The sequence below is a fragment of the Dactylosporangium sp. CS-033363 genome (genome assembly GCF_050942475.1).
Classification (GTDB): Bacteria; Actinomycetota; Actinomycetes; order Mycobacteriales; family Micromonosporaceae; genus Dactylosporangium.
Map to the genome: position 1 here is coordinate 6,437,579 of NZ_CP192032.1, position 26,733 is coordinate 6,464,311.

Below are 26,733 nucleotides of genomic sequence, written 5' to 3' on the forward strand. Positions count from 1 at the left end.
GCGGTCCCCCTCGCCGATTTTCCGGCCGGCCGTCGTGCGGGGTCACCGGTCACGCGGCACCGCCAATGGTCGCGAGCCGTCCCCGGGGCGGGCATCTTCGCCGTTGCTGATTGCCGCGGGGGTCCTTCCATCGGGTGCGAAATTGCGCGGTACGATCGACGCCGTTTCCGCCGGACCTACCGGTGAGTTAACATACGGTCCACGCCGCATCAAATGGCATTCCGAAATCGGCGCGGAGCACTTTCGGCGCACTGTTTGGGTATGGTGCAAATCGTGAATGGGTCCAGTCAGAACCGGCGCGAACGACTGCGGGCGTTCACGGTCAAGGAGATCAAAACCGTCGCGACGACGCTGATGACCAGAGGCGGGCCCGACGCCGTGACACTGCGGGCCATCGCCCGGCACATGGGGCTGACCCCGAGCGCGCTGTACGCGTACTACCCGACCCGGGACGCCCTGATCACGGCCCTGACCATCGACGAGAGCCAGGCCATGGTCGACGCCATGGAGACCGCCCGCGACGCGCTGCCGGCCGACGACAAGTCCGGCCGCCTGCAGGCCTGGGTGACCGCGTTCCGCACGTGGGCGATGGCCAACCCGGCCGGGTTCCGGCTGGTGTTCGGCGATCCGATCTCCGGCTACCGGCCGCCCAACGACGGCACCGTCGCGCTGATCGAGAACCGGGCCTGTGCCGGCTTCATCGCGCTGGTCGCGGCGGCGTGGCCGCTCGACGGCGGGCCCGCACCCACCGAGCACGAGTGGACCGACTTCCCGACCGCGCTCGTGCAGGACGTCCGCGCCGCGTTCCCGGCCGTGCCGCCGGCCGCCGCCGCCCTCGCGCTGCGCCAGTGGGCCGCCCTGCACGGACTGCTGGCGCTGGAAATCCGCGGCCGGCTCAGCACGCACACGCGGCGGCCGGAAAAGCTGTACAAGGCGGCGATCATGGAGATGCTCGCGGCCCTGCGGCTGTCGTTATAAGCCGAACCACTGCCTATCGGGCGGGCATCTGTCATCTTTCAGCGTGCGGAGTTCGTCGCATTCACCCCGCGTTGAAACAACGCACGATCGAAGACGCCCCGGCGCATTCGGCGCGGTAAACAATTGGCATGACTGCTCTGCCGATGCGCACCGCGACCCCGCAGGACTGGGACGCCATCGCGCACCTGCTCACCATCAACTACCACAACCCTTCCGGTGAGGAGTTCCGCGAGCAGTTCCGGCCCATCTTCGAAGCCGACCGCTCGCTCGTCATCACCGACGAGGACCTCGTGGTCGGCCACCTCTCCGCGCGCACCCGCGACCTGAGCATCCCCGGCGCCGTCGTGCCGGCCTCGCACTTCACCCTGGCCGCGGTCGCCGCCACGCACCGCCGGCAGGGCCTGCTGACCCGCCTGTTCCGCCAGGAGCTGCGCGACACCCGCACCGCCGGCGAGCCCCTGGCCATCATGTGGCCGAGCGAGGGAAGGATCTATCCGCGGTACGGCTGCGGCATCGCCAGCCAGCGCCTGACCCTCGCCATCGAGAACCACGAACTGAGCCTCCCGGACCGCGAGGTCCCCGGCCGGATGCGCGTCGGCGCCCCGCACGACCTGCTGCCGACCCTGACCAAGGTGTACGACGCCGCCCGCCAGGACCGCCCCGGCTACTCCAGCCGCAGCGCGGTGGACTGGGAGCACGTCCTGGACGACAGCCCGTCCCACCGCGGCGGCGCGGGCGCCCGCCTCTGCGTCGTCCACGAGGTCGACGGCACGGTCGATGGCTACGGTTTGTACCGCACGAGCTTCAACTGGACCCCCACCGGCCCGTCCTGCGAGGCCCGCGTCGACGAGGTGGTCGCCGACTCTCCCGACGCCTACCTGGCGGTCTGGCGCTTCCTGCTCGCGATCGACCTGACCCGCACGGTCCACTACGACTTCGCCGCCGTCGACGAGCCCCTGCTGCACCTGGTCAACGAGCCCAACCGGCTGGGCGCGAGGCTGATCGACGCGCTGTGGGCCCGCATCGTGCACGTGGAGCAGGCGCTGACCGCCCGCCGCTACAGCGCCCCGGTCGACGTGGTCTTCGAGCTCACCGACACCGTCATCGAGGAGAACGCCGGCCGCTGGCGCCTGACGGGTTCGCCGGACGGCGCGGAGTGTGTCGCCACGACGGACCCGGCCGACCTGGCGTGCGACATTCGCGACCTCAGCTCGGTGTACCTGGGCGGGCCGCGGCTGACGGCCTTGGCTGCCGCGGGCCGGGTCCGCGAGCTGCGGCCGGGCACGCTGTTGCCGGCCTCGGACGCGTTCGGCTGGCCGCTGGCCCCGGCGGGCCCGGAAATCTACTGACTTCCATGTGACCGATCAGTCACCTATCCTCGGGCCGATGAGCGACAACCGGGTGTTCCACGCCCTGGCCAACGCCGACCGCCGGCACATCCTGGACCTGCTCCTGGAACGCGACGGGCGGACGGCTTCGGAGCTGGAGCACTATCTGCCGATCAGCCGCTTCGGCGTGCGCAAGCACCTGATGGTCCTGCGCGCGGCGGGCCTGATCACCACCCGCACCCACGGGCGCCGCACCACCCACCACTTGAGCTCGGCCCCGATCGAACTCATCCGCGCCCACTGGCTCGGCAAGTACGTCGGCACCTGAATGGTCCGTTTGGCGACTCAATACCGGCTCGCCGAACCGGTACAGTCGGTCGATCCGATCACGGAACACCCGAATCGGACGGCCGGGACCCGTACCGAGGAGCCGATCATGGGAGCCGACGCGCCGCACTTAGCCGTCGTCGCGAAGCACGACGAGTTCGACCCCGCCGACGAGTTCTGGCTGGACCAGGTCGCCGACCTCTACCAGGACCTGCGCAACGAGATCGACGGCTTCCAGCTCCAGTCGGCCGACACCCCCGGCACCAAGGGCAACGTCGACTCGGTGATCATCGCGCTGGGCTCGGCCGGCGCGTTCTCGGCGGCGGTCACGTGCTTCAAGGCCTGGCTGGCCCGCGACAAGCACCGCCGCATCGTGGTGACGGTCAAGTCCGGCGACCGCGAGGAGCAGGTGACCCTCGACGGTCTCGATGAGGCCGCCATCGCCAAGCTGACCGATGCGGTGGCGGAGCAGATCAGGGACCCGCGGTGGTTCGGTACCGAGCACTCCTGATCGGCAACTCCCGGTACGACGAACTGCGGCCGCTCGGAGGACCTCGCAACGACCTCACGCTGCTCGGCGCGGCCCTGCAGGATGGCGACTTCGGCATGTTCGCCGGTGCCGACGTCATGGTCCGGCCCGAGACGACCATCGCCGACATGCGTGACGCGTTGGAGGGGTTCTTCGCCGACGCGCACCGCGAGGACGTGCTGCTCTTCTACTTCAGCGGCCACGGTAAGATCGATATCCGGCACACGCTGTACCTGTGCGCGCGTGACTCGCGCGTCGGGCGGCTCAACACGACGGCCGTCAGCTCCCGCTGGCTCAACGACCTGATCGAGTCGTCCCCGGCCCGCCAGAAGGCCATCATCCTCGACTGCTGCCACAGTGGGGCCTTCAAGGGCGAGGACATCGCCACCCCTGTCGCCGGCCGCGGCCGATTCGTCATCGCCGGATGCAGCGCCAAGGAACTCGCGGCGGACGCCCTCGAAACCGACCACGCCAGCCCGTTCACGACCTGCCTGGTAGCCGGCCTGCGCGGCGGCGTGACCCGGCCCCGCACCCCCGGGCAGGTCACCATCGAGGAGCTGTACGACTACGTCCACGAGCAGCTCAAGGACCAGCCCGGGCCGACTCCGGAACGCCGTTTCGACGGCGCGGGAAGCCTGCTGATCGCGCGCCGGCCCATCCCCGTCGCGCCGCCGGTCCTGAGCCTGTCCCGCGATCGCATCGACCTCCAGGACATCGACGCGGGTGAGGAACTGCCGCCGGAACGCATCCGCCTCGTCGGCCTGGACGGCGCGACGCACGAGTGGACCGCGACGACCCAGGCGCCGTGGGTCCGGCTGGAATGTCACGACGACTCCTTCGACGTGCATCTCGTCCCGCCGGCGGGGCGGTCGCGCGCCAACGTCGAGGTCTTCGACCGCACCACCGGCAAGTCGCTCGTCGTGCGGATCAGCACGATCGCGACGGCTCCGCCCGCGCCGTCCCCGCCGCCGCACATCGCCGCCGTCACCCTGCCGCCTCTCGTTGTCTGGGCCGACGAGGGCCGGGGTTTCGCGCCGCAGCGGACGACCGACGGGACACCCGCCGCTGCGGAATTCCGGGCCGCCGCGCAGCGCCTCATCGAGGACGAGGTCGTCCAGCCGGCGGTCCGCTCGACCGTCGGCCACCCCGTCTACAGCCTTCGCGTCGTCAAGGTCGGCCGGCGCCCGCACTGGTGCTTCGCGGAGCAAGGACGCGGCGGGCCGTTCGGGGTCGCGGGCACCTGCCGGTTCCAGTTCCTGCCCTACGAGTACGACGCCGGGCGGGCCTGGGCCGAGGGCATCGCCGCGGTGGGTGGCCGCGAACTGCGGGCCGCTCGCACTGACGAGGCGGCCGTTCGCCGACTGTTGACCGGCCTGCTGCTCGGCCAACCCTTGGTAAGGATCCCTGGCTCCCCGGCCGAGGCGGCGGTCACGATCTTCGCCGTGCTGAATGTCCTGCCGCGGACGGTCGCGGCTTCCTACACCTGGTCGACCTGTCCGCTGCAGGAGCCGCGGCCGAAGCTCGTCACGGCCGAGCTGCCGGCCGAGATCCGCATCGGCACGGCCCTCGGAAGGGTCCTCGACCGCGTGCAGTGGTCCCCTCCGCCGAGTGCGGAGGACCTGCGACAGTGCCTTCCGTCGCCGGCCCAGCGCTCGGCGTTCGAGCTGCTCGTGAGCCTGGCAACGCGCCTGGAGGTCGACGCCGACCTGCATGTCTCCGGACCCGAGACGCTGCAGGGCCTGGTCGACTTCGCCGCCGCCGCGAAGGTGTTCCCCACCGTCGAGACCGTGCCCGGCCTGTTGCGCGACCCCGCCGGGCTGCGGCGGCTCGCCGGATCACCGCATCTCGTGCGGGAGTGGGCGATGCGGGACCCGGCGGCCGCCCTGAAGGCGCTGGAGGGAATGCGAGAGCAGCGGGTGCGCCGTGCCATGCTGGACGCACTTGCCGACCGGTTGGCCGACGGGACCCGACTCGCCGGGAGTGAAGCCGCGGCCGCCCTCGTCGACGAGGTCAATACCAAAGGCTACACGTCGGCGGTACGGGAGATCGTCGAAGCCCGCGGTCCCCAGTTCGCCGTGAACGTCCTGGAGCACCTGCGGACCGTCGACCCCGCCACGGCGGCCGGGATGGTCCGCGCGGCCACCGCCGGAGCTGTCCTCGACACGGACGAGCTGCTCCGTCTCGGGCAGCTGCTCGCGGACCGCGCCGACGACAAGGATGCCGGTGCGTGGCTCATGGGCTTCGAGTCCGCCGCGCGTGCGGCCGAGGTCCCGATGGAGGCGGTCCGCCAGGTCCTCTACGGCGCTGTCGCCGCGTTGGTGCAGCGTGGCCAGTCGCCGTTCCTGCGCGACGCCGCGGTCGTCGACATGGTCGCCGGCGCCGCTCGCGTCTCAGGTGAGCAGGGCGAGCCGGTGCCCGCCGCGGTACGGGGCTCGCTCGGGTCGGCCGCGGTGTGGTGGGACCCGCCGGACACCGGCCGGCCGTTGCCGATCGGGCTGTCACCGGGCGCGCGGGCAGTGGTGGCGCTCATGTTCATCGTGCTCGCCACCGTCGTCGCGGTGGCCATCTACAACTCCTCGCACTAGTCATTGCTGCCGGCGGCGGAGCCACCAGAAGCAGGTGGCGGCCAGGGCTCCGGCGAGGGCGAACAGCAGGCCCGTCTCCATCCACTGCAGCGGCCAGTACTGGCCGGCCGGGTGGTAGGTCACCGACTGGTGGAGGTTGTCCCCCGCCAGGCAGGCGCCGATGCGGCCGAAGTCCGGTTCGCCGGTCGAGCCGTCGCCGTCCAGGCCCGGGAAGCAGGCGGCGTGGGCGTCCATGCTGACCGCCTGGCCCGACGCGTTCTGGACGGGTGGGCGGTCGGTCAGCCACGCGCCGCGCGGGGTCGGCAGCGCGAAGTGGTAGTCCGCCCGGGTGCCCGTGTAGCCCTGGAAGCGGGTCGCGGTGGCCTGGTCGATGGCGTAGGTGGTCGTGGTCGCCGGGAGCAGGTGGGGGCGGACGAAGCCGGGCACGAACAGCTGGACGGCCACGAAGACGACGAGCGTGACGGCCATCGCGGGCAGGGTGCGGCGCAGCAGCAGGCCAAGGGTGGCGGCCAAGGCGAACGTAAACGCGGCGTAGCCGAGCGGGACCAGGTCGCGGGTGGCGAAGGTCGTCGCGGGCCAGCGGTTGCCGTTGAGGTCGTCCAGCGGGGCGGCCCACCAGGTCATCAGCCAGCTGAAGACGGCCGCCACGGCGATCGCGGCGGCGCCGACGACCGCGAGCTTCGTGGCGAGCCAGCGGGTGCGGGTCACGGTCTGGCTCCACGCGAGCTGGTGGGTGCCGGTCTCCAGTTCGCGGCCGATCAAGGGGGCGCCCCAGAACATGCCCAGCAGCGCCGGTACCGCCAGCACCAGCACCTGCAGCAGCTCGAACGCGGGCTGGGCGCTGTCGTAGACCTGGGCGACCCTCGACCCCAGCTCGCGGGCGGCGGGGGTGGAGCCGTCGCAGGCGTTTGCCGGGGCGCAGGCGGCCAGGGCGGCGGCCAGCCGGTGGTGCAGCAGCAGTCCGCTGATCAGGAAGCCGGTCGCCGCCGCGGCGGTCAGGGCCAGGACGGTCAGGGCCTGGGTGCGGAACTGCCGCCAGGTCATCCAGATCATCGGGGGCGCTCCATGTAGGTCAGGACGAGGTCTTCCAGGCCGAGCTGTTCGGCGGACCAGTCGCCGGCCGGCAGGTCGCGGCCGGTGCGCACGACGAAGGTGGACTGGCGGTCGGTGTGCTCGGCCGCGATCACCTCGAGGCCCGCGGGCAGGTCGGCCTCCGAGCGGCGGGTGCACACGAGGCGGTGGTGCTGGGCGAGCAGGTCGTCGGTCTCGCCGGTGAGGCGTACCCGGGAGTCGACCAGCACCACCAGGTAGTCGCAGACGCGTTCGAGGTCGGAGACCAGGTGGGAGGAGAGGATGACGCTGGTGCCGTGCTCGGCGACCGACTCCATCAGGTGGCGCAGGAAGTCGCGGCGGGCGAGGGGGTCGAGGCTCGCCACCGGCTCGTCGAGGATGAGCAGTTCGGGGCGCTTGGCCACGGCGACGGTCAGGGCCAGCTGGGCGCGCTGGCCGCCGGAGAGCTTGCCGGCCTTCTGGTTCGGGTTGAGGCCGAGCCGCTCGATGCGGTCGCGGGCCAGGTCCGCGTCCCAGCCGGGGTTCGTCCGGGCGCCGAAGCGCAGGTGGTCGGCGACGGACAGGCTCGCGTAGGTGGGGGTGTCCTGCGCGACGTACCCGACGCGGGCCAGGTGTGCCGTCGTCCCGCTGGGCGCCTCGCCGAGCACCTCGATCCGCCCCGTGGTCGGAGCGAGCATGCCGCAGGCGAGTTTCAGCAGGGTGGTCTTGCCGGCGCCGTTCGGGCCGACCAGGCCGACGACGTGGCCCGGCGGGAGCTCGAGGGTGCAGTCGGACAGCGCCTGGCGCTGCCCGTATCGCTTGCCCAGCGCCTGGGCCTGCAGGATCGCGTTCATTGCTCCTCTTCGGCGCTCGCGCGCAGGGTGTTCTGGAACATCGCCTCGATGCCCGGCTCGGTCAGCCCGGCGGCGCGGGCCTTGGTCAGCCACGCGCGCAGCTCCTGCTGCAGCGGGCCGTGGTCGGTCAGCGACGCCTCGCCGAGCGAGCGGGTGATGAAGGTGCCCACGCCGGGCTTGGCCGAGGCGAGGCCGAGGTGCTCGAGTTCGCGGTACGCCTTGCTCACGGTGTTCGGATTGATCGCCACCCTGGCGACGACCTCCTTGACCGTGGGCAGCTTGTCGCCCTCGGCGAGCAGGCCCAGCAGCAGCGCCTGGCGCACCTGCCGGACGAGCTGCAGGTACGGCGCGATGCCCGAGCGCGGGTCAAGGTGGAACTCGATCACCCGTTATCCCGTTTCACTAGGTTACTAGTGGAACCCTAGTGAAGGGGCGACCCGGCCCGCGTCAAGCCGTGACCGGCGGCACAGGGCGGTGTCGTTCGCGTGTCGCCGCCGTGTCGGTGGCGGCGCGCAGGCTCGCAGGCATGAGCACTCCAGTCACCATCGTCGGCGCGGGACTCGGCGGCCTCACCCTGGCCCGGGTCCTGCACGTGCACGGCATCCCGTCCGTCGTCTACGAGGCCGACGCCTCGCCCACCGCGCGGGCACAGGGCGGATTGATCGACATTCACGAGTACAACGGGCAACCGGCCCTCGAGGCGGCCGGCCTCACGGAGCCGTTCCGGCGGCTCGTGCTCGCCGGGCGGCAGAGCATCCGGGTCGCCGATCGGGACGGCACCGTGCTGCTCGACAAGCCCGACGACGGGTCCGGCGCGAGCCCCGAGGTGCAGCGGGCCGGGTTGCGCGCGATGCTGCTCGACTCGCTGCCGGCCGGGACCGTGCGCTGGGGGCACAAGGTCCGCGAGGTGCGGGCCCTCGGCGGCGGGCGGCACGCGGTGCGCTTCGCCGGCGGCGGCGAGGCCGTCACCGACCTGCTCGTCGGGGCGGACGGCGCCTGGTCGCGGGTCCGGCCGCTGGTGTCGTCCGCCACGCCGTGGTACACCGGGCGCTGCGCGGTCGAGACGTTCCTGTCCGACGGGGATCGCCGGCATCCGGACACGGCGCGGGCGGTCGGTGGCGGGTCGCTGTTCGTGTTCGACCGGGACGAGCCCGGGAAGTGGTTCCTGGCGCACCGGGAGACCGGCGGGAACCTGCGCGCGTACCTGGTGCTGTCCCGGCCCCTGGACTGGTTCGCGACCGCCGACGTCGCCCGCGAGGTGGACGGGTGGGCGCCCGCGATCGCCGCCCTGTTCACCGCGAGCGACACCGCGCCGGTGCGCCGGCCGCAGTACGCGCTGCCGGTCGGGCACCGGTGGGACCGGGTCGCCGGCGTGACGCTGCTCGGGGACGCGGCGCACCTGCAGCCGCCCGACGGGGAAGGGGCGAACCAGGCGATGCTGGACGGGGCCGAGCTCGGAGCGGCGATCGCGGCACATCCGGGGGACGTGGAGGCGGCGCTGGCCGCGTACGAGCCGGCGATGTTCGCGCGCAGCGCCGCCACGGCGGCCGAGGCCGGCGAGCTCAACGAGATCCTGGCGAGCGACGACGCCGTCGACAAGCTGATCGCCGTCCTCACGTCATGATGGGAGCGTGCGGATCACGACGCTCGGCTCCCTGGCGGTCGACGGCCGCCCGGTGCGGGGCGAGCGGCTCGCCGCGCTGATCCGGGCGCTGCTCGACGCCCGGGGGCGCACGGTGTCGCTCGGCGGGCTGGCCGACGCGGTGTGGGCCGGGTCGGAGCCGCCCGAGGACACCGCGGGGGCCGTGCAGGCGCTCGCCGGGCGGGCGCGGCGGCTCGGGCTGGCGGTGGAGGCGGCGCCGGGCGGATATCGGATCCCCCTCGACGCCGTGGAGATCGACGCCGTCATGGTTCGGGAGGCGGCCGATCGGGGCCGCCGGGCGCTGCGGGACGGCGAGGTGGACCGGGCGGGCGCGCTCGCCGCGGAGGCCCGGGCGCTGTTCCCGCCCCGGCCGGAGCTGACCGAGGCGCGGCTCGTCCGGCTGTTCGGCGAGGTCGTGACGTTGCAAGCGGAGGCCGCGCTCGCCGGTGGACGGCCGGCCGAGGAGGGCGACCTGCACCGGCTGGCTTCTTTGGTACCGCCCGATGAACGCGCGGCGGCGCTGCTCGTGCGGGTGCTCGCGGCGCAGGGGCGGGACGGTGAGGCGCTGGAGCTGGTGGAGCGGGTGCGGGGCGGGCTCGCCGAGCGGTACGGCGCGGGCCTCTCCCCCGCACTCGCCGACGCGCACCTGGCCCTGCTGCGCAGACAGTTGCCGGCCGAACGACCGCGGGCCGGCGGAGCCCTTCCCGCCTCGTGGCGGCGGGCGCGGACGCCGCTCGTGGGGCGGGACGCGGACCTGGCCGCGGTCCGGCGGGCGCTGCGGGAGGCGCCGCTCGTCACCGTCGTCGCGACCGGGGGTGCGGGCAAGACCCGGCTCGCCGCCGAGATCGCGCGGGCGGAGAGCGGGAGCCGGCCGGTCCGGGTGGTCGAGCTGGCCGGCGTACGCGCACCCGCCGAGGTGCTCGCCGCGCTGCCCGCCGCCGGGCCCGAGCTCGACGGGCTGCTCGTGCTGGACAACTGCGAGCACGTCCTCGACGCCGCCGCGGGCGGGGTGGCGGCGCTGCTCGATGCGGCGGCGCCCGGGTTCGGGGTGCTGGCCACCAGCCGGGCGCCGCTCGGGCTGGCCGGCGAGGTCGTCCACCGGCTGCCGATGCTCGACGACGACGCCGCGGTGGCGCTGCTCACCGCCAGGGCCGAGGCGGGCGGGGCGGTGATCGAGCGGGGCACTGGACGTACCAGCGCGCTGTGCCGTCGTTTGGACAACCTGCCGCTCGCGCTGGAGCTGGCGGCGGCGCGGCTGCGGCACATGCCGATCGGGGACGTCCTGGGCGGGCTGGACGACCGGTTCGGGCTGCTCGACCACGCGCTGCGCGGGCTGCCCGAGCGGCACGCCGGGCTGTGGGCGATGGTCGACTGGAGCCGGGAGCTGCTCGCGCCGGCCGAACAAGAACTCCTCGAACGGCTGGCCGTCGTCCCGGGGCCGTTCACCGCGGAGCTTGCGGTTGCGCTCGGAGGCCGTCCCAGAAGCCTGGCCGCGCTCGTCGAGCAGTCGCTGCTGCGGATGGAGGACGGGCGGTACCGAATGCTGGAAACCGTCCGCGAGTACGGTGAGGCCCGCCTCGACGCGTCCGGCGGCCGGGACGCCGCGATGGAGGCGCTGGCCGCCTGGGCCGTGCCGCACGCGGTCGCCCTCGCCGGCGGGTTCATGGGGCCGGGCCAGCTCGGCACCCTCGAGCGCACCGCGGCGGAACAGGACACGCTCGTCGCCGCCCTGCGCTGGAGCCTGGAGCGCGGCGACGAACCGGCCGCGGCGGACCTCGCGCTCGCGCTGTTGCAGCTGTGGACCGTGCGCGGGCGGCACGCCGAGGCGACCGCCTGGGCCCGCCGCCTGCTGCACCTCGACGACCCCGGCGCGCGCCGCCGGTCCGCGATCCTGCACGGCGCGGCGAGCGGCCGGCCCCGGCCGCACGCCGACCGGCTCGCGCAGCTGTGCGTGCTGATCGCGCTCAACGCGGGCAGTACCGGGCCGGTCCGCCTCATCGCGCTCGCCCGGCGGGCCCTGCACACGCTGTTCGCCGAGCGGCCGCAGGACGTCTCGCCCCGCCACACGGCGCTCGCGGCGGCGCTGCCCGGACTCGAACACGCCGACCCCGACCGCAGCCTCGCCGACGCCGCGAACCTCGTCGCGCACCCCGACCCGTACGTCCAGGGCATGGGCCACTTCATCCGAGCCGTCCTGACCGAGAGCGCCACCGAGGACGCCGCCGGGGACGCGGTCCTGGCCTATCGGCGGTTCGAGGCGGTCGGCGACCACTGGGGCATGGGCATGGCCGCCCACGCCGCCGGGCACACCACCGGCGGCGGACAATGGCTGCGCCGCAGCGAGCGGCACCTGAACCTGCTCGGCGCCGCCCAGGACGCCCGCGAGACCCGCGTCCTGCTCGACACCCAGCTCGCCCTCGCCGGCGACGAGGCGGCCGAGCGGCGGCTGCTCGGCGTCGACCCCGAGGACGAGGCCGCCGGCCAGGCCGATCTCGGGCTGGCGGAGCTGGCTTGGCGGCGTGGGCGGTACGACGAAGCCCTGGCATTCGCCGACCGGCCCCAGCCGGACCCGGCGCTGCGCATCGCGGCCGCCGTCATCCATTTGTGGGCCGGCGGCGCTGAGGCGGCCGGCGAGCTGCGGCGGGCCAGGGCCGAGGTGCTCGCCGCGCACGACCGGCCGCTGCTGGGCACGTGGGCGATGGGCGGGGCCGAGCTCGCCGCATTCCGGGGCGACGCCGAGACCGCGCGGGAGCTGTGGGCGCTGGGCACCCGGGCCGGCGCCAACGTCAGCCGGTTCTTCCCACCCGGGCGTGGCGAGCGCCTCGCGGCCGTGCTGGGCGATGACCGGCCGGCGCTGCTGGCCAGGGCGGCCACCATGACCGGCGGCACGGTGTACGCCCGGATCGAGGCCCTGATGACCGCGCTCCTCCCATAGCCCGGTGCCGGCCCCCCTTGTCCTTCGCGGAGGCGGCCGCCGAGAGCGCGAGCAGGGCGGCGAACGCGCCGAACAGCGCCGGCCAGTCCCCGGTGCGCAGCCAGAGCGCGGGCCGGCCCACCCACGGCACCCGCAGCCGGGCGAGTCCTTTGACATTCGCCGCCGGTACCGTCGTGCTGTCCTCAACCGCGTTCGCGTCGCCCTTGGTCACCAGCGTGCCGTCAGGATTGCGGCGGACCAGGCGGTGCATGAGCAGGGTGCCGGGGCGGGCCGGGTTCTCCACCACGACCACCTGGCCGGGGCGCAGGTCGGCGGCGCGGGCCGGGGAGGCCACCACCAGGTCGCCCGGATCGATGGCGGGCCGCATGGAGCCGGTCAGCACGACGCTGCTGCGCCACCCGAACAGCGCCGGGGCCAGCGTGGTGAGCAGGAGTGCGGCCAGGCAGGACAGGATCGCCCGCGCGGCCGTGCGCAGCAGTTGGACCATCCATGCCACCATTCGGCAACCGGAACCGCAACCTGAGCCGTCCACGGTTGTCGAATGAAGTCGCTCGCATTGTTCGCGGGACTCTCGGTCGCCGGGGTGCTCATCTGGCAGGCGTCGTTCGCGGCGTTCTCGGCCACCACGACCAACGGGTCCAACACGTGGTCCACCGGGACCGTGTCGTTCGGGGCCAACTCGCCCGCCACCGCCCTGTTCACGGCGTCGGCGGTGAAGCCCGGCAGCACCGGCACCGCCTGCGTGAAGATCACCTACACCGGATCGCTGGCGGCCGTGGTGAAGCTGTACCTCAAGAACGCCGACCTGACCGGGACGCTGGGGCAGTACCTGACGCTGCAGATCAACGAGGGCACCGGCAGCGCCTCCGACTGCTCCGACTTCGTGCAGAGCGCCAACGACTACAACGCCACCGGCCTCGCCGACACCACGAAGACCCTCAGCACGTTCAACACCGCCAGCAACTCCTACGCCACCGGCGTGAGCTCCTGGGCGGCGGCCACGAACGCGACGAAGACCTATCAGTTCAAGTATCAGGTGCAGGACAACAACGCGGCCCAGAACAGTACCGCGTCGGCGACCTTCACCTGGGAGGCGCAGAACACGTAATGCGTCTGCTGCCGTGGTGCGTGCCCGTGCTCGCCGTGCTGTCGCTGGTCGTCCCGGCCGGCGTCGGCGCGGCGTTCACCGACGCCACGACCAGCGCGAACACCCTGTCGGCGGCGGCCTCGTTCGGGAGCTACCCGGCGACCGTGACCGCCGACGCCCCCTACGCCTACCACCGGGCCGAGGACGCCGTGTCGGCCGCGGCGAGCTCGCCGGCGGGGGACGCATCGGGATCGTCGCACCCCGGGACGTACACCGGCGCAACGGCAGGCGCGTCGACGTGGTGGCCGGCCGACGAGAACACCGGCACCACGGCCGGCGACTATTCCGGCGCGGCGAACCAGGCGACCCTCGGCAGCGCCGCGACCTGGGCCACCGGCCGCGACGGGGGGCACTCGGCCCTGTCCTTCGCCGGCAGCGCCGCGACCGGCTACGCCGCGGGCAGCCGGCCCGCCGTGCGGACCAGCCAGGCGTTCACGGTCATGGCCTGGGCCAACCCGCACAACCTGAGCGGCAACCGCGCCGTGCTGAGCCAGCCCGGCACCACCAGCAGCGGCTTCATCCTCAAGTACGACAACACGGCCGCGAAATGGCGCATGCTGCTCACCCGGACCGACGCGACCGGCCCCACCAGCGACTCGGCCAGCTCGACGACCGCGCCCGCCGTCGACACCTGGGTGCACCTGACCGGCGTCTTCACCAATGCGGGAACCATCCAGTTGTACGTCAACGGCGTCCTCGAAGGCAGCTACAGCGGCCACACCAGCGTCTGGGACGCCACCGGGGCGCTGCAGGCCGGGCGCAGCTGGTGGAACGGCGGGTGGACCGACGCGTTCGACGGCCGCGTCGACGACGTGCGCACCTATCGCCGCGCCCTGTCCGCCGCCGAGATCAGGGCGGCCTACGGCACCGGCGAGACCACCCACTGGTCGTTCACCGAGGGCACCGGCACCACCGCGGCCGACTCCGCCGGGGGCGTGACCGCGAACCCGGGCACCCTCGGCGCCGGGGCGAGCTGGACGACTGGTCCGGCCGGATTTGGCGCCGCGGTCACGCTTGACGGAAGTGCCAACGGCAGCGTCACCGGTACCGTGCCCGCCGCCCGCACCGACGCCCCGTTCACGTTCGCCGCGTGGGCCGACCCGGTGTCCACGGCCGCCGGCACGGTCCTGTCGATCGACGGCGGCACCGGCTTCGCGGCCGCGCTGCGGGTCAACGCGGCCGGCCGGTGGTCGTTCGCGGCCACCCAGGCCGACAGCGCGGCGCCCGCGGTCGACGAGGCGACCGGCGGTACACCCGCGGCTTCTACTTGGACGCACCTCGTCGGCGTCTACGACGGCGGTTCGACCCTGACGCTGTACGTCAACGGCGCCCAGGCCGGCACGGCGATCCACACCCTGCGCTGGAACGGCACCGCCGCGCTGCGGGCCGGCCCGTTCACCGGCGGCGTCGACGACGTGCGGGTGTTCGGCCGCGCCCTGGGCGCCGCGGAGGTCGCCGCCCTCTTCGCCGGCACCGGGCCCGACGTGGGCGCGGGCACACCGCCGGACCCGTTCACCGCGGGCCTGCCGGGCGCGCTGCAGGGCGCCCAGGGCGGGCAGACCGCGGCGACGGCGATCGGCCTGCGGGGGATCACGAACCTGTATACGAACGCGGCGGTCACGAACCCGGCCGCCTTCACCGTCGAAGGCTGGTTCCGCACCCGCTCCGGCGGCGCCCTCATCGGCCTGCAGGACGCCCCGACGGGTCCGTCGGCGAGCCGCGACCGCGTGCTGTACGTGGACGCGGGCGGGCGGTTGTCCTTCGGGGCGTACAACGGCGGCAACGTCGTCGTGCGCTCCCCGGCCGGCGCCGTGTACACCGACGGCGCCTGGCACTACGCGGCCGCCTCGCTCGGCCCGGCGGGGATGCGGCTGTACGTCGACGGCGCCCTGGTCGGGTCCTCGGCCAACACCGGCGCCCAGAGCTACACCGGCTACTGGCGCTACGGCGGCTCCGACCTGACCGGCTGGCCCAACCGTCCCGCGAATGACGTTCTCGTGGGTACCCTCGACGAGCTCGCCGTGTACTCCGCCCAGCTCAGCGACCAGCAGGTGGCGTGGCACTACCACGCGAACCACTGACGTGTCTGGTGCGTCGCCGCGCGGACTTCGGCGGACGCGCGTAGCCTCGGTCGCAGGGACGGTCAATTCGGGCGAGGCGGTGATGAGCACGCAGCACGCCTCCGCATCCGCCGCCGGGCGGACCCTGGACCCGCAGCCACGCGGCGCCCACCAGGGTCTGATCGACGCCGAGATGCGCGCCAGCCGCCGTGCGGTGCTCGACGCGTACCGCCAGCGCCTGCTCGTCGACGTCACCACCCTGGCCGCCGCGGACTTCCTGGCCCTGGCCGACCCGCGGACGGTGCACGAGGCCGTCATCCTCGCCGCCGGAACCGTGGCCGACGCGTGCACGCTGCAGCAGTACGATCCGGACATCCGGATGCTGCGCGTGGTCGCCAGCCGCGGTGTCCCGGACGTCCTGCTGCGCCACCTGGCCTCGGCCGACGCCTCCGCCGACGCCGTGGCCCTGGCCGACGAGGGCCCGCCGCTGCCCGCGAACGGCTTCAAGGCCGTCCACGCCCACCCCCTGCGCGGCGACGACAACGAACTGCTGGGCCTGCTGTGGCTGCTCTCGGCCACCGCCGCCAGCCGCCGCGACCAGGAGCGCCTGGCCCGTGCGGCAGCCCGCGCGATGGCCGCGATGGCCGCCCTGCGCCACTCCTCCCCCGCCGCCGCCCCGCCGAGCCCGGCCGCCGCGACGTTCACCGTCCACCGCACGGGCGACGCGGTCACGCTGGCGGTGCACGGGGCGCTGGATTCGGCGACGGTACCGGCCTTCGCCGACCACATCCGCCAGGCCGTCTTCGCCGAGGCCCCGACCCTGCTCATCGACCTGCGCGAGGTCGACCTGCTGGCGGTGGCGGGGGTGCGCGCCCTGCTGGACGCCTCCCGCCTGTGCGCGGCCCGCTCGACGGCGTGCTACCTGGTGGCGGGGGCGGACCACACGGCCCGCACGGTGATCGACCGCCTCGGCGCGACGGCACTGCTGCGCATCGTGGAGGACGCCGCCCTGATCACGCCGGACCGCGCTCCGCGCCGCTGATACGCTTCGCCCAGGACGCCGGCCACCGAGGAGGCAGGGTGGCACGACGATGGTCCCTGGCCGCCATGCTCACGGCCGTGGCGCTGCTGGTCTACCTCATCTCCACCGATCACGTGCCCCGGTCCACGGCTCGTGCCAGTGCCACTGCCGCTGCGTCCGCAGCTTTTGCCGGTGCCACTGCCGCTGCGTCCGCAGCGGCTCACCTGAGCTCCGACCAACTCACCGTGGCTCCCCGCGACCTCGGCCTGCCCGGCGCGGCCGACCTCCCGCTGCCCGCCATCGACCGCATGCCGCTTTCCGGTGTCGCCGCCGTCGCTCCCATCGTCGACGTACCCGTCCCCGACCTCGCGGTGCTTCGCTGCTGATCGGCCGCTTGCCCCCAAGCGTCCCCGTCCGATCCGCACACCCAGAGGTTGATCTTGCTGTCCTTCGCCGTCATCGGGCAGGCCGTGGGCCTGTTCGCCGTCACCAACGTCGACGACATCGTCGTGCTCGCGCTCTTCTTCGCCCAGGGCGCCGGGCACCGCCACGCCGCCCGGACCATCGCCGCCGGCCAGTACCTCGGGTTCGCCGCCATCCTGGGCGTGGCCGTCGCCGCCGCGTTCGGCGCGACCTTCCTGCCGGAGCCGGCCGTCGCCTACCTCGGCCTGCTCCCGCTGGCCCTGGGCATCCGAGCCGCCGTCCAGGCGTGGCGCCACCGCCGCGACGCCGACGAGTCCCCCGATGCGCGCCCCGGCGGCCCGCGCACCCTGGAGGTCGCGGCGGTCACCTTCGCCAACGGCGGCGACAACATCGGCGTGTACGTCCCGGTCTTCGCCACGGCCGGCATCGGCGGCATGAGCGTCTACGTCGTGGTCTTCCTGGCGCTGCTCGCGCTGTGGATCGCGGCCGGGCGGTACTTCGCGACCAGGCCGCTCGTCGCCCGCGCGCTCAGCCGCTGGGGGCACGTCCTGCTGCCGGTGGTACTGATCGGCATCGGCCTGCTGATCCTCGTCGAGGGCGGCGCGTTCGGCCTGTAGCCGCGTTGTTTCGCGCTCAGCGCGAGCCCGGGGTGTAGTAGATCGTGTACCTCCACTTCGCGTCGACGGTCGCCCTGGGCACGCCCAGCTGTGCCGCGATCTCGTCGTGGCACGGCTTCAGGTACGGATCGGAGGTCTTGTCGTCCACGGGTGCGGCCCCGCCGTAGCCGATCGTGACCGCCGCGACGAACTCGGCGGCGTGCGGCCTGTCGCAAGGAGCCGAGGTCAGGCTGTGCACGTCGTCCGGGCGCACCAGCGTGTAGCAGTGCGGCTCCAGCGGCACCTGTCCGGCGGCGTGCGAACCCTGGACCGTGGCCACCGCGATGACGTGGGGCGAGGCATCGGCGATGACCAGCTCGCAGGCGAACCAGCGCGCCCCGGCGTGCCACGCTCCGGCCGCCGGCACGCTCAGCTCGTAGGTGGCACCGCGGCGCCCGAGCGGTACACCCGCGAAGGCCGCGGTCTTCGTCCGGCACTCGGCATCCGCCCCGGCGAACTCCTTCGCCCCGGCGGCCGGCGGCTCGGCGGCGGCGAGGTCGAGCCGGCCGACGGCGGCGACCTCCGACTGGTGCGGCTGCGCGCAGTCGATCCGCACCGCGCCCATGATGGCCATGGCGATCGGATGCACGTAGCACTGCCCGGCCTCGGGCACCGCGCTCACCGCGGACGCGGACGCCGAGGGCGGCGCCGAGGCCGAGGCCGACGGCGCAGAGCGCACCGGGACTGGAGCCGGGCTGGAACAACCACTCACGACGAGCAGGGCGGCGAGGGCGGACGCCGTGCGGTACCGCTGAGGAAGCACCGGCGCACGGTACATGATCTCCGGCGCATCGGGCTGCCGATCCTGGTCGAGGGGCGGCGCGCTCGGGCTGTAGGGTCGTTTTGGCTGGTCACGATATGTCGGGCGCTTCGCTAGCCCGACATATCGGACTTATCGCCTGACGGGGCATATGTGCGAAATGTCGCGGCGCGCCAGCGCCCGACATTTCGTTCGGCCCCAAACGTTATAAGGAGCCGCATGACCGCGCTGTGGGTCACCGACCGGCCGTGGTCGGCGGCCGACACCGAGCGGTACAACTCGGGGAACTTCGACGGCATCAACCTGATGTGCAGCCGGGCCGCCTACAAGGCCGCGAAGGTCGATCTCCGCTTCCTCGCACAGATCGAGCGCCCGATCCGCTCGCTGCACGTCGACGTGCCGATGTACGACGACACCGCCGTCTTCGACCGGCCGGAACTCGAGGAACTGGATCTCCTCACGATCGGCAAGAAGCCGCTGCGGCTCGAGCAACTCCCGAACCTGTGGGGTCTGTCGGTGCGGGCCCGCCCCGGTGTGGAGGAGAGCATCCCCAGCGCGACCGGCCTGACGCAGCTGGGTCTGGTCAACTTCAAGTACGCCGATCTGCGCTGCGTGCAGAGCCTGCCTCGGCTTCGCACGCTGCGGATCCACGCCCGCCGGGCCCGGTTCGCCCTCGACGGTATCGAGGACTGCGGCAGCCTCCGGTCCATCATGTCGCAGGGCGCTACCATCGAGAATCTCGAGCCGCTGGCGAACCTGCCCGAACTCACAGACGCCTTCCTCAGCGGCGTCCCCGGCCAGAGCAGCGCTCGAGAGTGTCGCCATCGGCGAGGACGTGCTCGACCGCGACCTCACGCCACTGATCGAGCTCATCCGCCGGAACGTCCGCGTCGGCCTGTTCGTGGACTACCCCGGGTACACCCACACCAGCAAGCAGATCCAGGACGCCCAGGACTAGTCGCGCGGCCGGCGGCCCAGGCCGGCCTCGCGTGCGGCCACGATCGCCTGGCCGCGCTCGGTCAGGTGCAGCTTCGCCAGGATCGTCGAGACGTTGTTGGCGACCGTCTTCACCGACAGGTACTCCTGCTGCGCGATCTGCGCGTTCGTCAGCCCCGCCGCGATCCCGTTGAGAATCACCCGCTCCCGCGCCGTCAGCTGCGGAAACGCGGCGCGCTCCGGTGGCGGGGGTGCGGCGAAGAACGTGCGCAGGCGCAAGGCCAGGGCGGCGCCGAAGACGGCCTGGCCGGCCCCCGCGGCGCGTACCGCCGTCACGATGTCCGCCCCGCCCGCCCCCTTGAGCAGGTAGCCGACCGCGCCCGCCGCCACCGCCGCGAAGACCATGTCGTCGTGCTCGAACATGGTGAGCACCAGGACCGCGGTGCCGGGGTGGTCGGCGGCGATCCGGCGGGTCGCCTCGATGCCGTGCAGGCCCGGCATCTGCAGGTCCATCAGGACCACCCGGGGGCGCAGCGAGGCCGTCAGCGCGACTGCCTCGGCGCCGTCCACCGCCTCGCCGAGCACCGTGATGTCGTCGGTGGCGGCGAACACGGCCTGCAGGCCCTCGCGGACCATCGGGTGGTCGTCGGCGATCAGGATCGAGATCATGGGGCGGCCACCAGCGGGAGGCGGGCGTGGACGCGGCCGCCGGACGGGCTCGGGCCGGCGGTGAACGAGCCGCCCAGCTCGCCCGCGCGTTCGCGCATGCCCAGCAAACCTACGCCCGGCGTCCAGCCCGTGCCGCCCGGGTCGTCGTCGGTCACCGCCACGGTCAGGCTCGGGCCGCCGACGCGCTCGAAGGCGACCGTGCACGTGCTCGCCCGGGCGTGGCGGACGACGTTGCTGATCGCCTCCACCGCGATGCGGAACGCGGCCACCTCCACCGCGGCGGGCAGGTCGCCGGCGTCGTCGGGAGTCACCGTCACCGTCAGGCCGGTACCCTCCGCGAGCCGCGCCGCGTTCGCCCGCACCGCGCCGACCAGGCCCAGGTCGTCCAGGGCCGGCGGGCGCAGGTCGTAGACGATGCCGCGCAGCTCGTCGAGGGCCCGGGTGGCCACATCACGGGCGCGGGCCAGAATCACGTCACCGGCGGCGGCGGACGGTACCGCGGCAAGGCGAACCCGGGCCGCGTCGACGTTCAGGCCGAACGCGGTGAGCATCGGGCCCAGGCTGTCGTGCAGCTCGCGGCGCAGCCGGCGGCGCTCGTCCTCGCGCGCGGTGACCAGGCGCTGCCGGGACTCGATCAGGTCGGCGGTCAGCGCCTCCGCGTGCACCGCCGCGCCGAGCTGGGCGGCCAGGTCGCCGAGCACGGCGCGGTCGCGGTGGCCGAACTCCGTCTCGCCGGAGCGCGGGAAGGCCAGCAGCTCGCCGACGGGGGCGCCGCGGTAGGTCAGCGGCCAGCGCTGCGGCGAGACGCCGGTCGGGGTGCCGTGGGCGGCGACGAGCTGGCCGTCGCGCTCGATCGCGACGTACGGCAGCCGCAGCGACCGCGCCACCCCGCTCACGGCGGCCGGGAGCACCGTGCCGGGCTCGGCGACGGCGGCCAGGCGGCGGTTGAGGTCGCTCAGCGTCCGGTACGGGTCGCTGCGCCCACCGTAGAAGCGCCGGTCGAGCCAGCGCTGGGTGGCGGTGCGGGCGGGACCGTACGCGATCGCGACCACGAACCCGCCCGCCACGATCCCGGCCCACTGCGACGCGACGGCGGCCCCGAGCGCGGCCACGGCCAGGTAGGCCACGGCGAGCAGGACGGTCACCGCGGCGTACCCGATGGAACGGCGGATGACGGTGTCGATGTCCCACAGGCGGTACAAGAGGATGGGCATGATGAGGGTGGCCACGAAGACCGTGCCGTCGGCGACGAACGCCGCGGACGGCACGAGGTCGAACACGACCAGCGGGAACAGCAGCAGGGCCTGCACGACGCCGACCGCCCGCCACAGCAGCTGCTGACGCTCCACGCCCCGGGCCCGGCGGGCGCGCACGACGATGTGCAGCCCGGCGAGCAGCCCGATCAGCACGACGAGCGGCCCGCCGAGCTGCGCCCAGTTCGCGAGGTGCGCGAGCGCGCCGTCGCCGGTGAGCGGGTTGCGCACGGGCCGCCCGGCCTCCGCCGAGATCGTCTCCGCCGTCCCGGAGCCGAGGAACCCGCCCAGGACCAGGAGCGCCAGCCCGCCGACCATGAGCGCGTTGAGGACGCGCCCGGTGCGCGACCCGATCCGTCCGCCGGGGAACCGGACATTGATCAGCCCTTGTACGGCCACCGCCACGAACTCGAACCCGCCCGTCTCGACCAGCAGCACCGGCCAGTTCCCGCCCCGGCCGTGCAGCAGCGCCCAGCCCCCGGCCCCCTCGGCGGCCGCGCCGACGGCCAGGAGCACCGCCGACGCGCCCAGCAGCCAGCCGAACGGAAGATCGGGGCGCCGGTGGATGAGGAAGGCACCGGCCGGCCCGTACGGGACGAGGTAGGCGACGCAATCGATCATGCTCTCCCGGAACTCGGGCGACGGCACCGGCACGGCGACGAGCGCGACCACGGCGGCGGCGATCCCGAGCGCGGTGACCCCGAGGCAGGCGGCCGCCCAGGCGGTGCGCGACCCGGTGACTGCGCTCATGCCGCTGACGATGCCGGACGGGGTGCGCCGCCCGCAATCGCCGCCGTTCCCGGACCGCCCGGGAGATCGTCCCGCCGACCCGGGAACCGGCCGAGACCGTGGCCTCTGGTCCCGGGAACGGGCCGGCACGGAGCCTGGTCCGGTGCTGGCACGGAAGTCAGTGCCACACGTGGACCAGTACGAATGGATGAACGCCCCCGACACCTCGAAACGGAGTGCCCCATGCGCCGCCTGCTGCCCTTCGCCGCCGCCCTGTTCGCCCTGGCCGCCTGTTCCACGGACCACGCCGCCCTGCCCCTTCCCGCGCCCGCACCGCCGTCGGCCGCCTCGACCTCGGACTCGACCTCGACGTCCGCCGCCGCCCCGGCCCTGGACGACTACAACGGCGACGGCACCCCCGACCCCCTCTGCGCGACCCAGGACTTCGGCGGTGGCCTGGTCCTGAAAATCCCCTGCAGCATCGGTACCGCCCACGAGCCCGAGGAGGGCACCCGCCTGGTGAAGGACTCGCTCTACCGCCTGCCGGGCGTGGACATCGACCTCACCGGCATCTCGGCGGAGATGATCTTCGCCCGCGCCGCGAACACCGACGAGCGCGTGTTCATCCTGGTCTTCAACAGCGACAACCTGTTCGCCACCGGCCACGCCGAGCTCAACGCCCCCGACCAGCTGGACCGCGCGATCGCCGTGCTGAACGCCAAGCTCCCGGGCGGCGCCGTCCAGGTCCGCGGCCACACCGACTCGACCGGCGACGCGGCGGGCAACCAGACCCTCTCCGTCCAGCGCGCCACGACCGTCCAGCAGTACCTGACCGCCCACGGCCTGAAGGCTTCCCGCGTGGACGCGGTCGGCTTCGGCCGCACCCGCCCGCTGGTCGAGGAGACCAATCCGGACGGGAGCGTGAGCCTGAAGGGCCGGGCCTTCAACCGCCGCGTGGAGATCGCGATCCGCCTCCCTCGCAGCTGACATGACCTGCGGCACAATCTATTTGTCCAACAATTGGCTCAATGCTTGACTGGGGCACGTGCCCCGACTGATGCCCAACGTGTCCCTCGCCGAGCAGGTCGCCGACCAGCTGCGCCGCCGCATCGCCGACGGCGAGTTTCCGGTCGGCACCCTGCTGCCCACCGAGCACGAGCTCACCCGCGAGCTCGGGGTCAGCCGCAACAGCGTCCGGGAGGGGCTGCGCTCGCTCGTGCACGCCGGGCTGCTCGGGGCGCGCGCCGGGTACGGCACGTTCGTCGTGGCCACCAGCGACCTGGCGCCCGCCCTGGCGCGGCGGCTCGAGCACGACCGGGCGGACGACGTCGCCGAGGTGCGGCTCCTGCTCGAGCGCGAGGGCGCCCGCCTGGCCGCGAGCAGGGCCACGCCCGAGCAGCGCGGCCGGCTCGGCGAGGCGCTCGCCGCGCGGGCGGCCGCGACCGACGGGGCCTCGTACGCGGCGGCCGACATCGCCTTCCACCGGCTGCTCATGGAGGCCTCCGGCAACGCGCTGCTGGCCGAGCTGTACCGGGGCGCCGGCGGCAACGAGCAGTCGCTGATGCGGCTGAACGCGCCGGGCGTCGACCTGGCCGCGTACGCCGGCGAGCTGCCCGAGATCGACGCCGCGCACGCCGAGATCGTCGCGGCGGTCCAGGCCCGCGACCCCGATGCCGCGGCCGCCGCGGCCGAGCGCATGGCCGTCCTCGCCCACGCCTTCGCCGGGAACGTCGGCCATGACGACCACTGACCGCGCGCCCGCCCCCGTCCGCGGCGCGGCCCGCGCACTCAGCCCGGCGCTGGTGCTGGCCGGGCTGCTGCTCGTGGCCGGCAACCTGCGGGCCGGCATCACGACCGTCGGCCCGGTGCTCGCCGAGCTGCGCGACGACCTCGGGCTGCCCTCGCTGACCGCCTCGGCGCTGATCAGCCTGCCGCTGATCGCGTTCGCGGTGGTGTCCCCGTTCGCGCCCGCGCTGGCCCGCCGGACCGGCATCGAACGGGCCCTCGGCGCCGGCCTCGCCGCGCTGGCCGTCGGCCTGGTCCTGCGCTCGCTGCCGGGTCCGGCGCTGCTGTGGATCGGCACCGCGCTGCTCGGCATCGCCGTCGCGGTGCTCAACGTCGTCCTGCCCGCGCTGGTGAAACGCGACTTCCCGACCCGGATCGGGCAGGTGACCGGCGCCTACTCGGCGGTGCAGTCGGTCTTCGCGGCGACGGCGGCCGGGGTGGCGGTACCGGTGGCGGCATGGACGGCGGCCGGATGGCGACTGCCGCTGGGCATGTGGGCCGGCCTCGCCCTGATCGCGATCGCCGTCCTGGCCCCGCAGCTCGGCCGGCGCACCACCATGCCCGCGGACGTCCCGGTGCACGCGCCGCCGGCCGGGCGCACCCCCTGGCGGACCGCCCTCGGCTGGCAGGTCACCGTCTTCATGGCCCTGCAGTCGACGGGCTACTACATCCTCATCACCTGGCTGCCGTCGATCGAGTCCGCCGCCGGCATCGGCGCTACTGCGGCCGGCGTCCACCAATTGCTGCTCAACGGCTTCGGCATCGCGGGCAGCATCGCCTGCTCGGCGCTGATCGCCCGTTTCCGGGACCAGCGTTTCCTGGGCGTCATGACCCCCGTGTTGTACGGCCTGGCAACCGGCGGCATCCTGCTCGCCCCGCAGTACAGCGCGCTCTGGAGCAGCCTCGCCGGCATCGCGGGCGGCTGCGGCATCGTGCTCGCCCTGTCGTTCTTCGGCCTCCGCACGGCGAACCACACGCAGGCGGCGGCGCTGTCGGGGATGGCGCAGTCGATCGGGTACCTCGTCGCGGCGGCGGGGCCGATCGCGGTCGGCGCCCTGCACGACGCCACCGGCTCCTGGACCCCGGCGCTGGCCGGCATCATCGGGCTGGACGTCGTCCTGGTGGTCTTCGGGTACCTCGCGGGACGGCGCCGGGTCATCGGCTGACCGGTCGCCGGCACCTGTGCGCCGCCTGGACCCGCACCGGCCGTTCCCGCGTAGCGGCACGGGCGAGGACACCAAGTAGGACGAACGCGGCGCCGTACGCGGCCAGCGGCACCACCGGCGCCCCGGTGACCGGCAGCGTGCTGGTGCTCGCCACCTTGACGGCCAGCGTGAGTACGCGCGCGGCGCCGCCGGGCGCGATGCCGGCCAGCGCCAGGGTGTGGTCCCCGGCGTAGCTGTTCGGGATGACCACCTGGAGCTCGGCGTGCCCGTTGCCGTCCGCGGTACCGGTGGCCAGCGCGACCGGCGCCGAGTAGATCGCGATCGTGACCGGCGAGTTCGGCGCGAACCCGTCGCCGCTGACGGTGATCGTCCGCGACTGCCCGGTGGCCGGCCCGCGGCTCAGGGTCCCGTCCCCGGCCGGCACGGTGGCCGGAATCTGCGGGCTGGCGGGCGTCGCGGTGACGGCGGCGCTGGGCGCGGAGGTGCCGGCGGCCCCGGTGGCCGTGACCGTCACGGCGTACGGCGTCCCGTCCGTCAGCCCGCCGATCTCGCACCCGGTCCGCGGCGCCTGCACGGTGCACTGGCGCGCGCCGGGCTGTGCTGTGGCGACATAGCTTTCCGCGTCGGTACCGCCTGAGGCCCACGACACCGCAATCGTCCCCGGCCCGCCCTTCGCCGTCACCCCCGTCGGCGTCATCGGCTTGGACGACGTCGGCGTCGGGGTCGTCGGGGTCGGCGCCGGCGTTGTCGGCGTCGGGGTCGGTGCCGGCGTCGTCGGGGTCGGGGTCGGTGCCGTGGATGCTCTGTTGTAGACGGTGATCTCGTGGATCGAGTAGCCGAGGTCGGTGACGGTGAGCATCACGCCGCCGTCGCGCTCCTCCACGGTCACCGGCACGCTGACCTTCTCGCCGGTCTTCGCGTCGGTGCTCTGCACGTCGAACCCGACCGTGGCCGCCTCGTGCGCGGTGGTCCCGGTCGCGGTGAAGTACGCGGCCGGCATGAAGGCGTTGAACCCGCCCCGCACCGGATTGCCGTCGATGTCGAGGTGGGGATTGCCGAGGTACGGCAGCGACCAGTACGGCTCCGGATAGGTCCCGAACATGATGGTCGTGGGCCGGGCCTGCGCATCGGAGGCGAAGGAGAACCCGTCGAGGGCCGCCCGCTCGGGTGCGTCCCAGGTCGCCATGTCCTGGGTGTTGCCCATGAACCGCATCCCGCTGCCGAGCGCATCGGCCCGCGTGGTGTCGTCCCCGCAGTCCCGCGCCGCCACACACGCGGCCGCCTGGTCGCCGCTGATCCAGTCGATGTGCGTGTTGTGCCCCTCGATGACCAGCTTCCCCGCCGAGCGCGTGAGTTCCAGCCCTTCGGCGAGCGACATGGTGTACCGAGGCTCAAAATCGCCGGTGCGCACGGTGAGCCGGATCAGGCCGTCGCCGTCGTACCCGCTGACCGCCCAGTTGAACGACTTCACCACCCCCGGCAGCGTGGTGACACTGCCGTTGACCTCATGCGCCGGGTCCCCGTTGCCGGGCGTGACCGAGGCGGACTCGATGCAGTAGCGGGCGAGGTCGCTCGTGCAGTAGGGCCAGGCTCCCGCCGGCCAGTCATCAACCGCACTCGACGAAGGCTGGACGCTCGGCGACTCGGACGGTGACGCGGAATCGGAAGCCGCCACGGTGGCCGACGCAGTGGCCGACACGGAGGCCGAGGGGTCCACCGTCGGGTCCACGCCCGGCGCGGCGAAGGCGAGCCCCGGAACAGCGGCCGCGGCGAGGCTCAGTCCGACCAGCAAACGTGCGCGCACAGGCGATCCCTCCCGGGGAGAAAACCGCAAATGCGGCAATACGGGCGATCGTACGCAATCGCCTGCCCCACCCCGGATGAGTTCGGCAAATCCAGC

24 protein-coding genes and 1 pseudogene are annotated in these 26,733 nt (G+C 73.7%); 16 read left to right on the forward strand and 9 right to left on the reverse strand.

The genetic code is table 11. The features are described 5' to 3' along the window. The first annotated feature begins 273 nt into the window (after positions 1 to 273). The 5 genes from ACQPZ4_RS29800 (at position 274) to ACQPZ4_RS29820 (ending at position 5,747) form a co-directional block, all read left to right on the forward strand. Positions 274 to 978 (forward strand): TetR/AcrR family transcriptional regulator, encoded by a 705-nt coding sequence (locus ACQPZ4_RS29800; RefSeq protein WP_433042463.1) that lies wholly within the window; start codon positions 274 to 276, stop codon positions 976 to 978. A 128-nt stretch (positions 979 to 1,106) separates the two neighbouring features. Further along, positions 1,107 to 2,327, forward strand: a complete 1,221-nt coding sequence (locus ACQPZ4_RS29805; RefSeq protein WP_433042466.1) for a GNAT family N-acetyltransferase — start codon at positions 1,107 to 1,109, stop codon at positions 2,325 to 2,327. A gap of 37 nt (positions 2,328 to 2,364) precedes the next feature. Then, positions 2,365 to 2,634, forward strand: coding sequence for an ArsR/SmtB family transcription factor (locus ACQPZ4_RS29810; protein ID WP_433042469.1), 270 nt, complete (start codon positions 2,365 to 2,367; stop codon positions 2,632 to 2,634). 108 nt (positions 2,635 to 2,742) lie between these two features. Further along, on the forward strand, positions 2,743 to 3,144 hold the full coding sequence (locus tag ACQPZ4_RS29815; RefSeq protein ID WP_433042472.1) for an effector-associated constant component EACC1: 402 nt from the start codon (positions 2,743 to 2,745) through the stop codon (positions 3,142 to 3,144). Next, complete coding sequence (locus tag ACQPZ4_RS29820; protein WP_433042475.1) at positions 3,120 to 5,747, forward strand: caspase, EACC1-associated type; 2,628 nt, start codon at positions 3,120 to 3,122, stop codon at positions 5,745 to 5,747. Before ACQPZ4_RS29815 ends, ACQPZ4_RS29820 begins: the two co-directional genes overlap by 25 nt. On the opposite strand, the gene ACQPZ4_RS29825 is transcribed toward ACQPZ4_RS29820, so the two are convergent. From ACQPZ4_RS29825 to ACQPZ4_RS29835, 3 genes are read right to left on the reverse strand one after another with little or no spacing between them, the layout of a single operon-like run. Next, on the reverse strand, positions 5,748 to 6,800 hold the full coding sequence (locus tag ACQPZ4_RS29825) for an ABC transporter permease subunit (RefSeq protein ID WP_433042478.1): 1,053 nt from the start codon (positions 6,798 to 6,800) through the stop codon (positions 5,748 to 5,750). Next, on the reverse strand, positions 6,797 to 7,651 hold the full coding sequence (locus ACQPZ4_RS29830; RefSeq protein ID WP_433042481.1) for an ABC transporter ATP-binding protein: 855 nt from the start codon (positions 7,649 to 7,651) through the stop codon (positions 6,797 to 6,799). The genes ACQPZ4_RS29825 and ACQPZ4_RS29830 overlap by 4 nt, the downstream gene beginning before the upstream one ends. Further along, positions 7,648 to 8,037, reverse strand: coding sequence for a GntR family transcriptional regulator (locus ACQPZ4_RS29835; RefSeq protein WP_433042484.1), 390 nt, complete (start codon positions 8,035 to 8,037; stop codon positions 7,648 to 7,650). Before ACQPZ4_RS29835 ends, ACQPZ4_RS29830 begins: the two co-directional genes overlap by 4 nt. Before the next feature lie 140 nt (positions 8,038 to 8,177). Here ACQPZ4_RS29835 and ACQPZ4_RS29840 point away from each other — a divergent pair, with 140 nt between their 5' ends. Together ACQPZ4_RS29840 and ACQPZ4_RS29845 are read left to right on the forward strand one after the other, a co-directional pair. Continuing rightward, on the forward strand, positions 8,178 to 9,275 hold the full coding sequence (locus ACQPZ4_RS29840) for an FAD-dependent oxidoreductase (protein WP_433042487.1): 1,098 nt from the start codon (positions 8,178 to 8,180) through the stop codon (positions 9,273 to 9,275). A gap of 7 nt (positions 9,276 to 9,282) precedes the next feature. Continuing rightward, positions 9,283 to 12,228, forward strand: a complete 2,946-nt coding sequence (locus tag ACQPZ4_RS29845; RefSeq protein WP_433042490.1) for an ATP-binding protein — start codon at positions 9,283 to 9,285, stop codon at positions 12,226 to 12,228. Positions 12,229 to 12,397: 169 nt separating this feature from the next. Here ACQPZ4_RS29845 and ACQPZ4_RS29850 read toward each other — a convergent pair. Next, a pseudogene (locus ACQPZ4_RS29850) lies at positions 12,398 to 12,727 on the reverse strand (signal peptidase I); the annotation flags it as partial. 42 nt (positions 12,728 to 12,769) lie between these two features. On the opposite strand from ACQPZ4_RS29850, the gene ACQPZ4_RS29855 reads away from it, so the two are divergent. The 5 genes from ACQPZ4_RS29855 to ACQPZ4_RS29875 all read left to right on the forward strand — a co-directional run bounded on the left by ACQPZ4_RS29855 (position 12,770) and on the right by ACQPZ4_RS29875 (position 17,496). Continuing rightward, the gene (locus tag ACQPZ4_RS29855; RefSeq protein WP_433042492.1) at positions 12,770 to 13,336 is read left to right on the forward strand and encodes a hypothetical protein; all 567 of its coding nucleotides are present in this window, start codon (positions 12,770 to 12,772) and stop codon (positions 13,334 to 13,336) included. Beyond that, positions 13,336 to 15,456 carry a LamG domain-containing protein gene (locus tag ACQPZ4_RS29860; RefSeq protein ID WP_433042495.1) on the forward strand — a complete coding sequence of 707 codons (2,121 nt, stop codon included), beginning with the start codon at positions 13,336 to 13,338 and terminating at the stop codon, positions 15,454 to 15,456. Before ACQPZ4_RS29855 ends, ACQPZ4_RS29860 begins: the two co-directional genes overlap by 1 nt. A gap of 82 nt (positions 15,457 to 15,538) precedes the next feature. Continuing rightward, positions 15,539 to 16,477: an STAS domain-containing protein gene (locus ACQPZ4_RS29865; protein ID WP_433042498.1), complete on the forward strand. Its 939-nt coding sequence runs from the start codon at positions 15,539 to 15,541 to the stop codon at positions 16,475 to 16,477. Positions 16,478 to 16,554: 77 nt separating this feature from the next. Beyond that, complete coding sequence (locus ACQPZ4_RS29870) at positions 16,555 to 16,842, forward strand: hypothetical protein (RefSeq protein WP_433042501.1); 288 nt, start codon at positions 16,555 to 16,557, stop codon at positions 16,840 to 16,842. Between the two features lie 48 nt (positions 16,843 to 16,890). Beyond that, positions 16,891 to 17,496, forward strand: a complete 606-nt coding sequence (locus ACQPZ4_RS29875) for a cadmium resistance transporter (RefSeq protein WP_433042504.1) — start codon at positions 16,891 to 16,893, stop codon at positions 17,494 to 17,496. A gap of 16 nt (positions 17,497 to 17,512) precedes the next feature. On the opposite strand, the gene ACQPZ4_RS29880 is transcribed toward ACQPZ4_RS29875, so the two are convergent. Together ACQPZ4_RS29880 and ACQPZ4_RS29885 are read right to left on the reverse strand one after the other, a co-directional pair. Beyond that, a complete protein-coding gene (locus ACQPZ4_RS29880; RefSeq protein WP_433042507.1) occupies positions 17,513 to 18,298 on the reverse strand; it encodes a septum formation family protein in 786 nt (261 codons plus the stop codon). 129 nt (positions 18,299 to 18,427) lie between these two features. Then, entirely contained in the window at positions 18,428 to 19,120 is a 693-nt protein-coding gene (locus ACQPZ4_RS29885; protein ID WP_433042510.1) for a hypothetical protein, read from the reverse strand. A 10-nt stretch (positions 19,121 to 19,130) separates the two neighbouring features. On the opposite strand from ACQPZ4_RS29885, the gene ACQPZ4_RS29890 reads away from it, so the two are divergent. Beyond that, complete coding sequence (locus tag ACQPZ4_RS29890) at positions 19,131 to 19,253, forward strand: hypothetical protein (protein ID WP_433042513.1); 123 nt, start codon at positions 19,131 to 19,133, stop codon at positions 19,251 to 19,253. On the opposite strand, the gene ACQPZ4_RS29895 is transcribed toward ACQPZ4_RS29890, so the two are convergent. Together ACQPZ4_RS29895 and ACQPZ4_RS29900 are read right to left on the reverse strand one after the other, a co-directional pair. Next, complete coding sequence (locus ACQPZ4_RS29895) at positions 19,250 to 19,900, reverse strand: response regulator (RefSeq protein ID WP_433042516.1); 651 nt, start codon at positions 19,898 to 19,900, stop codon at positions 19,250 to 19,252. The genes ACQPZ4_RS29890 and ACQPZ4_RS29895 overlap by 4 nt on opposite strands. After that, a complete protein-coding gene (locus tag ACQPZ4_RS29900) occupies positions 19,897 to 21,903 on the reverse strand; it encodes a sensor histidine kinase (protein ID WP_433042519.1) in 2,007 nt (668 codons plus the stop codon). Before ACQPZ4_RS29900 ends, ACQPZ4_RS29895 begins: the two co-directional genes overlap by 4 nt. Before the next feature lie 222 nt (positions 21,904 to 22,125). Between ACQPZ4_RS29900 and ACQPZ4_RS29905 the strand changes: the two genes are divergently transcribed. From ACQPZ4_RS29905 to ACQPZ4_RS29915, 3 genes are read left to right on the forward strand one after another with little or no spacing between them, the layout of a single operon-like run. Next, positions 22,126 to 22,869: an OmpA family protein gene (locus tag ACQPZ4_RS29905; RefSeq protein WP_433042522.1), complete on the forward strand. Its 744-nt coding sequence runs from the start codon at positions 22,126 to 22,128 to the stop codon at positions 22,867 to 22,869. A 58-nt stretch (positions 22,870 to 22,927) separates the two neighbouring features. Beyond that, on the forward strand, positions 22,928 to 23,632 hold the full coding sequence (locus ACQPZ4_RS29910; protein WP_433042525.1) for a FadR/GntR family transcriptional regulator: 705 nt from the start codon (positions 22,928 to 22,930) through the stop codon (positions 23,630 to 23,632). Further along, positions 23,619 to 24,833: an MFS transporter gene (locus ACQPZ4_RS29915; protein ID WP_433042527.1), complete on the forward strand. Its 1,215-nt coding sequence runs from the start codon at positions 23,619 to 23,621 to the stop codon at positions 24,831 to 24,833. The genes ACQPZ4_RS29910 and ACQPZ4_RS29915 overlap by 14 nt, the downstream gene beginning before the upstream one ends. Here the strand turns inward: ACQPZ4_RS29915 and ACQPZ4_RS29920 are convergent. Beyond that, the gene (locus ACQPZ4_RS29920) at positions 24,823 to 26,637 is read right to left on the reverse strand and encodes a fibronectin type III domain-containing protein (RefSeq protein WP_433042530.1); all 1,815 of its coding nucleotides are present in this window, start codon (positions 26,635 to 26,637) and stop codon (positions 24,823 to 24,825) included. The genes ACQPZ4_RS29915 and ACQPZ4_RS29920 overlap by 11 nt on opposite strands. Between the last annotated feature and the right edge of the window lie 96 nt (positions 26,638 to 26,733).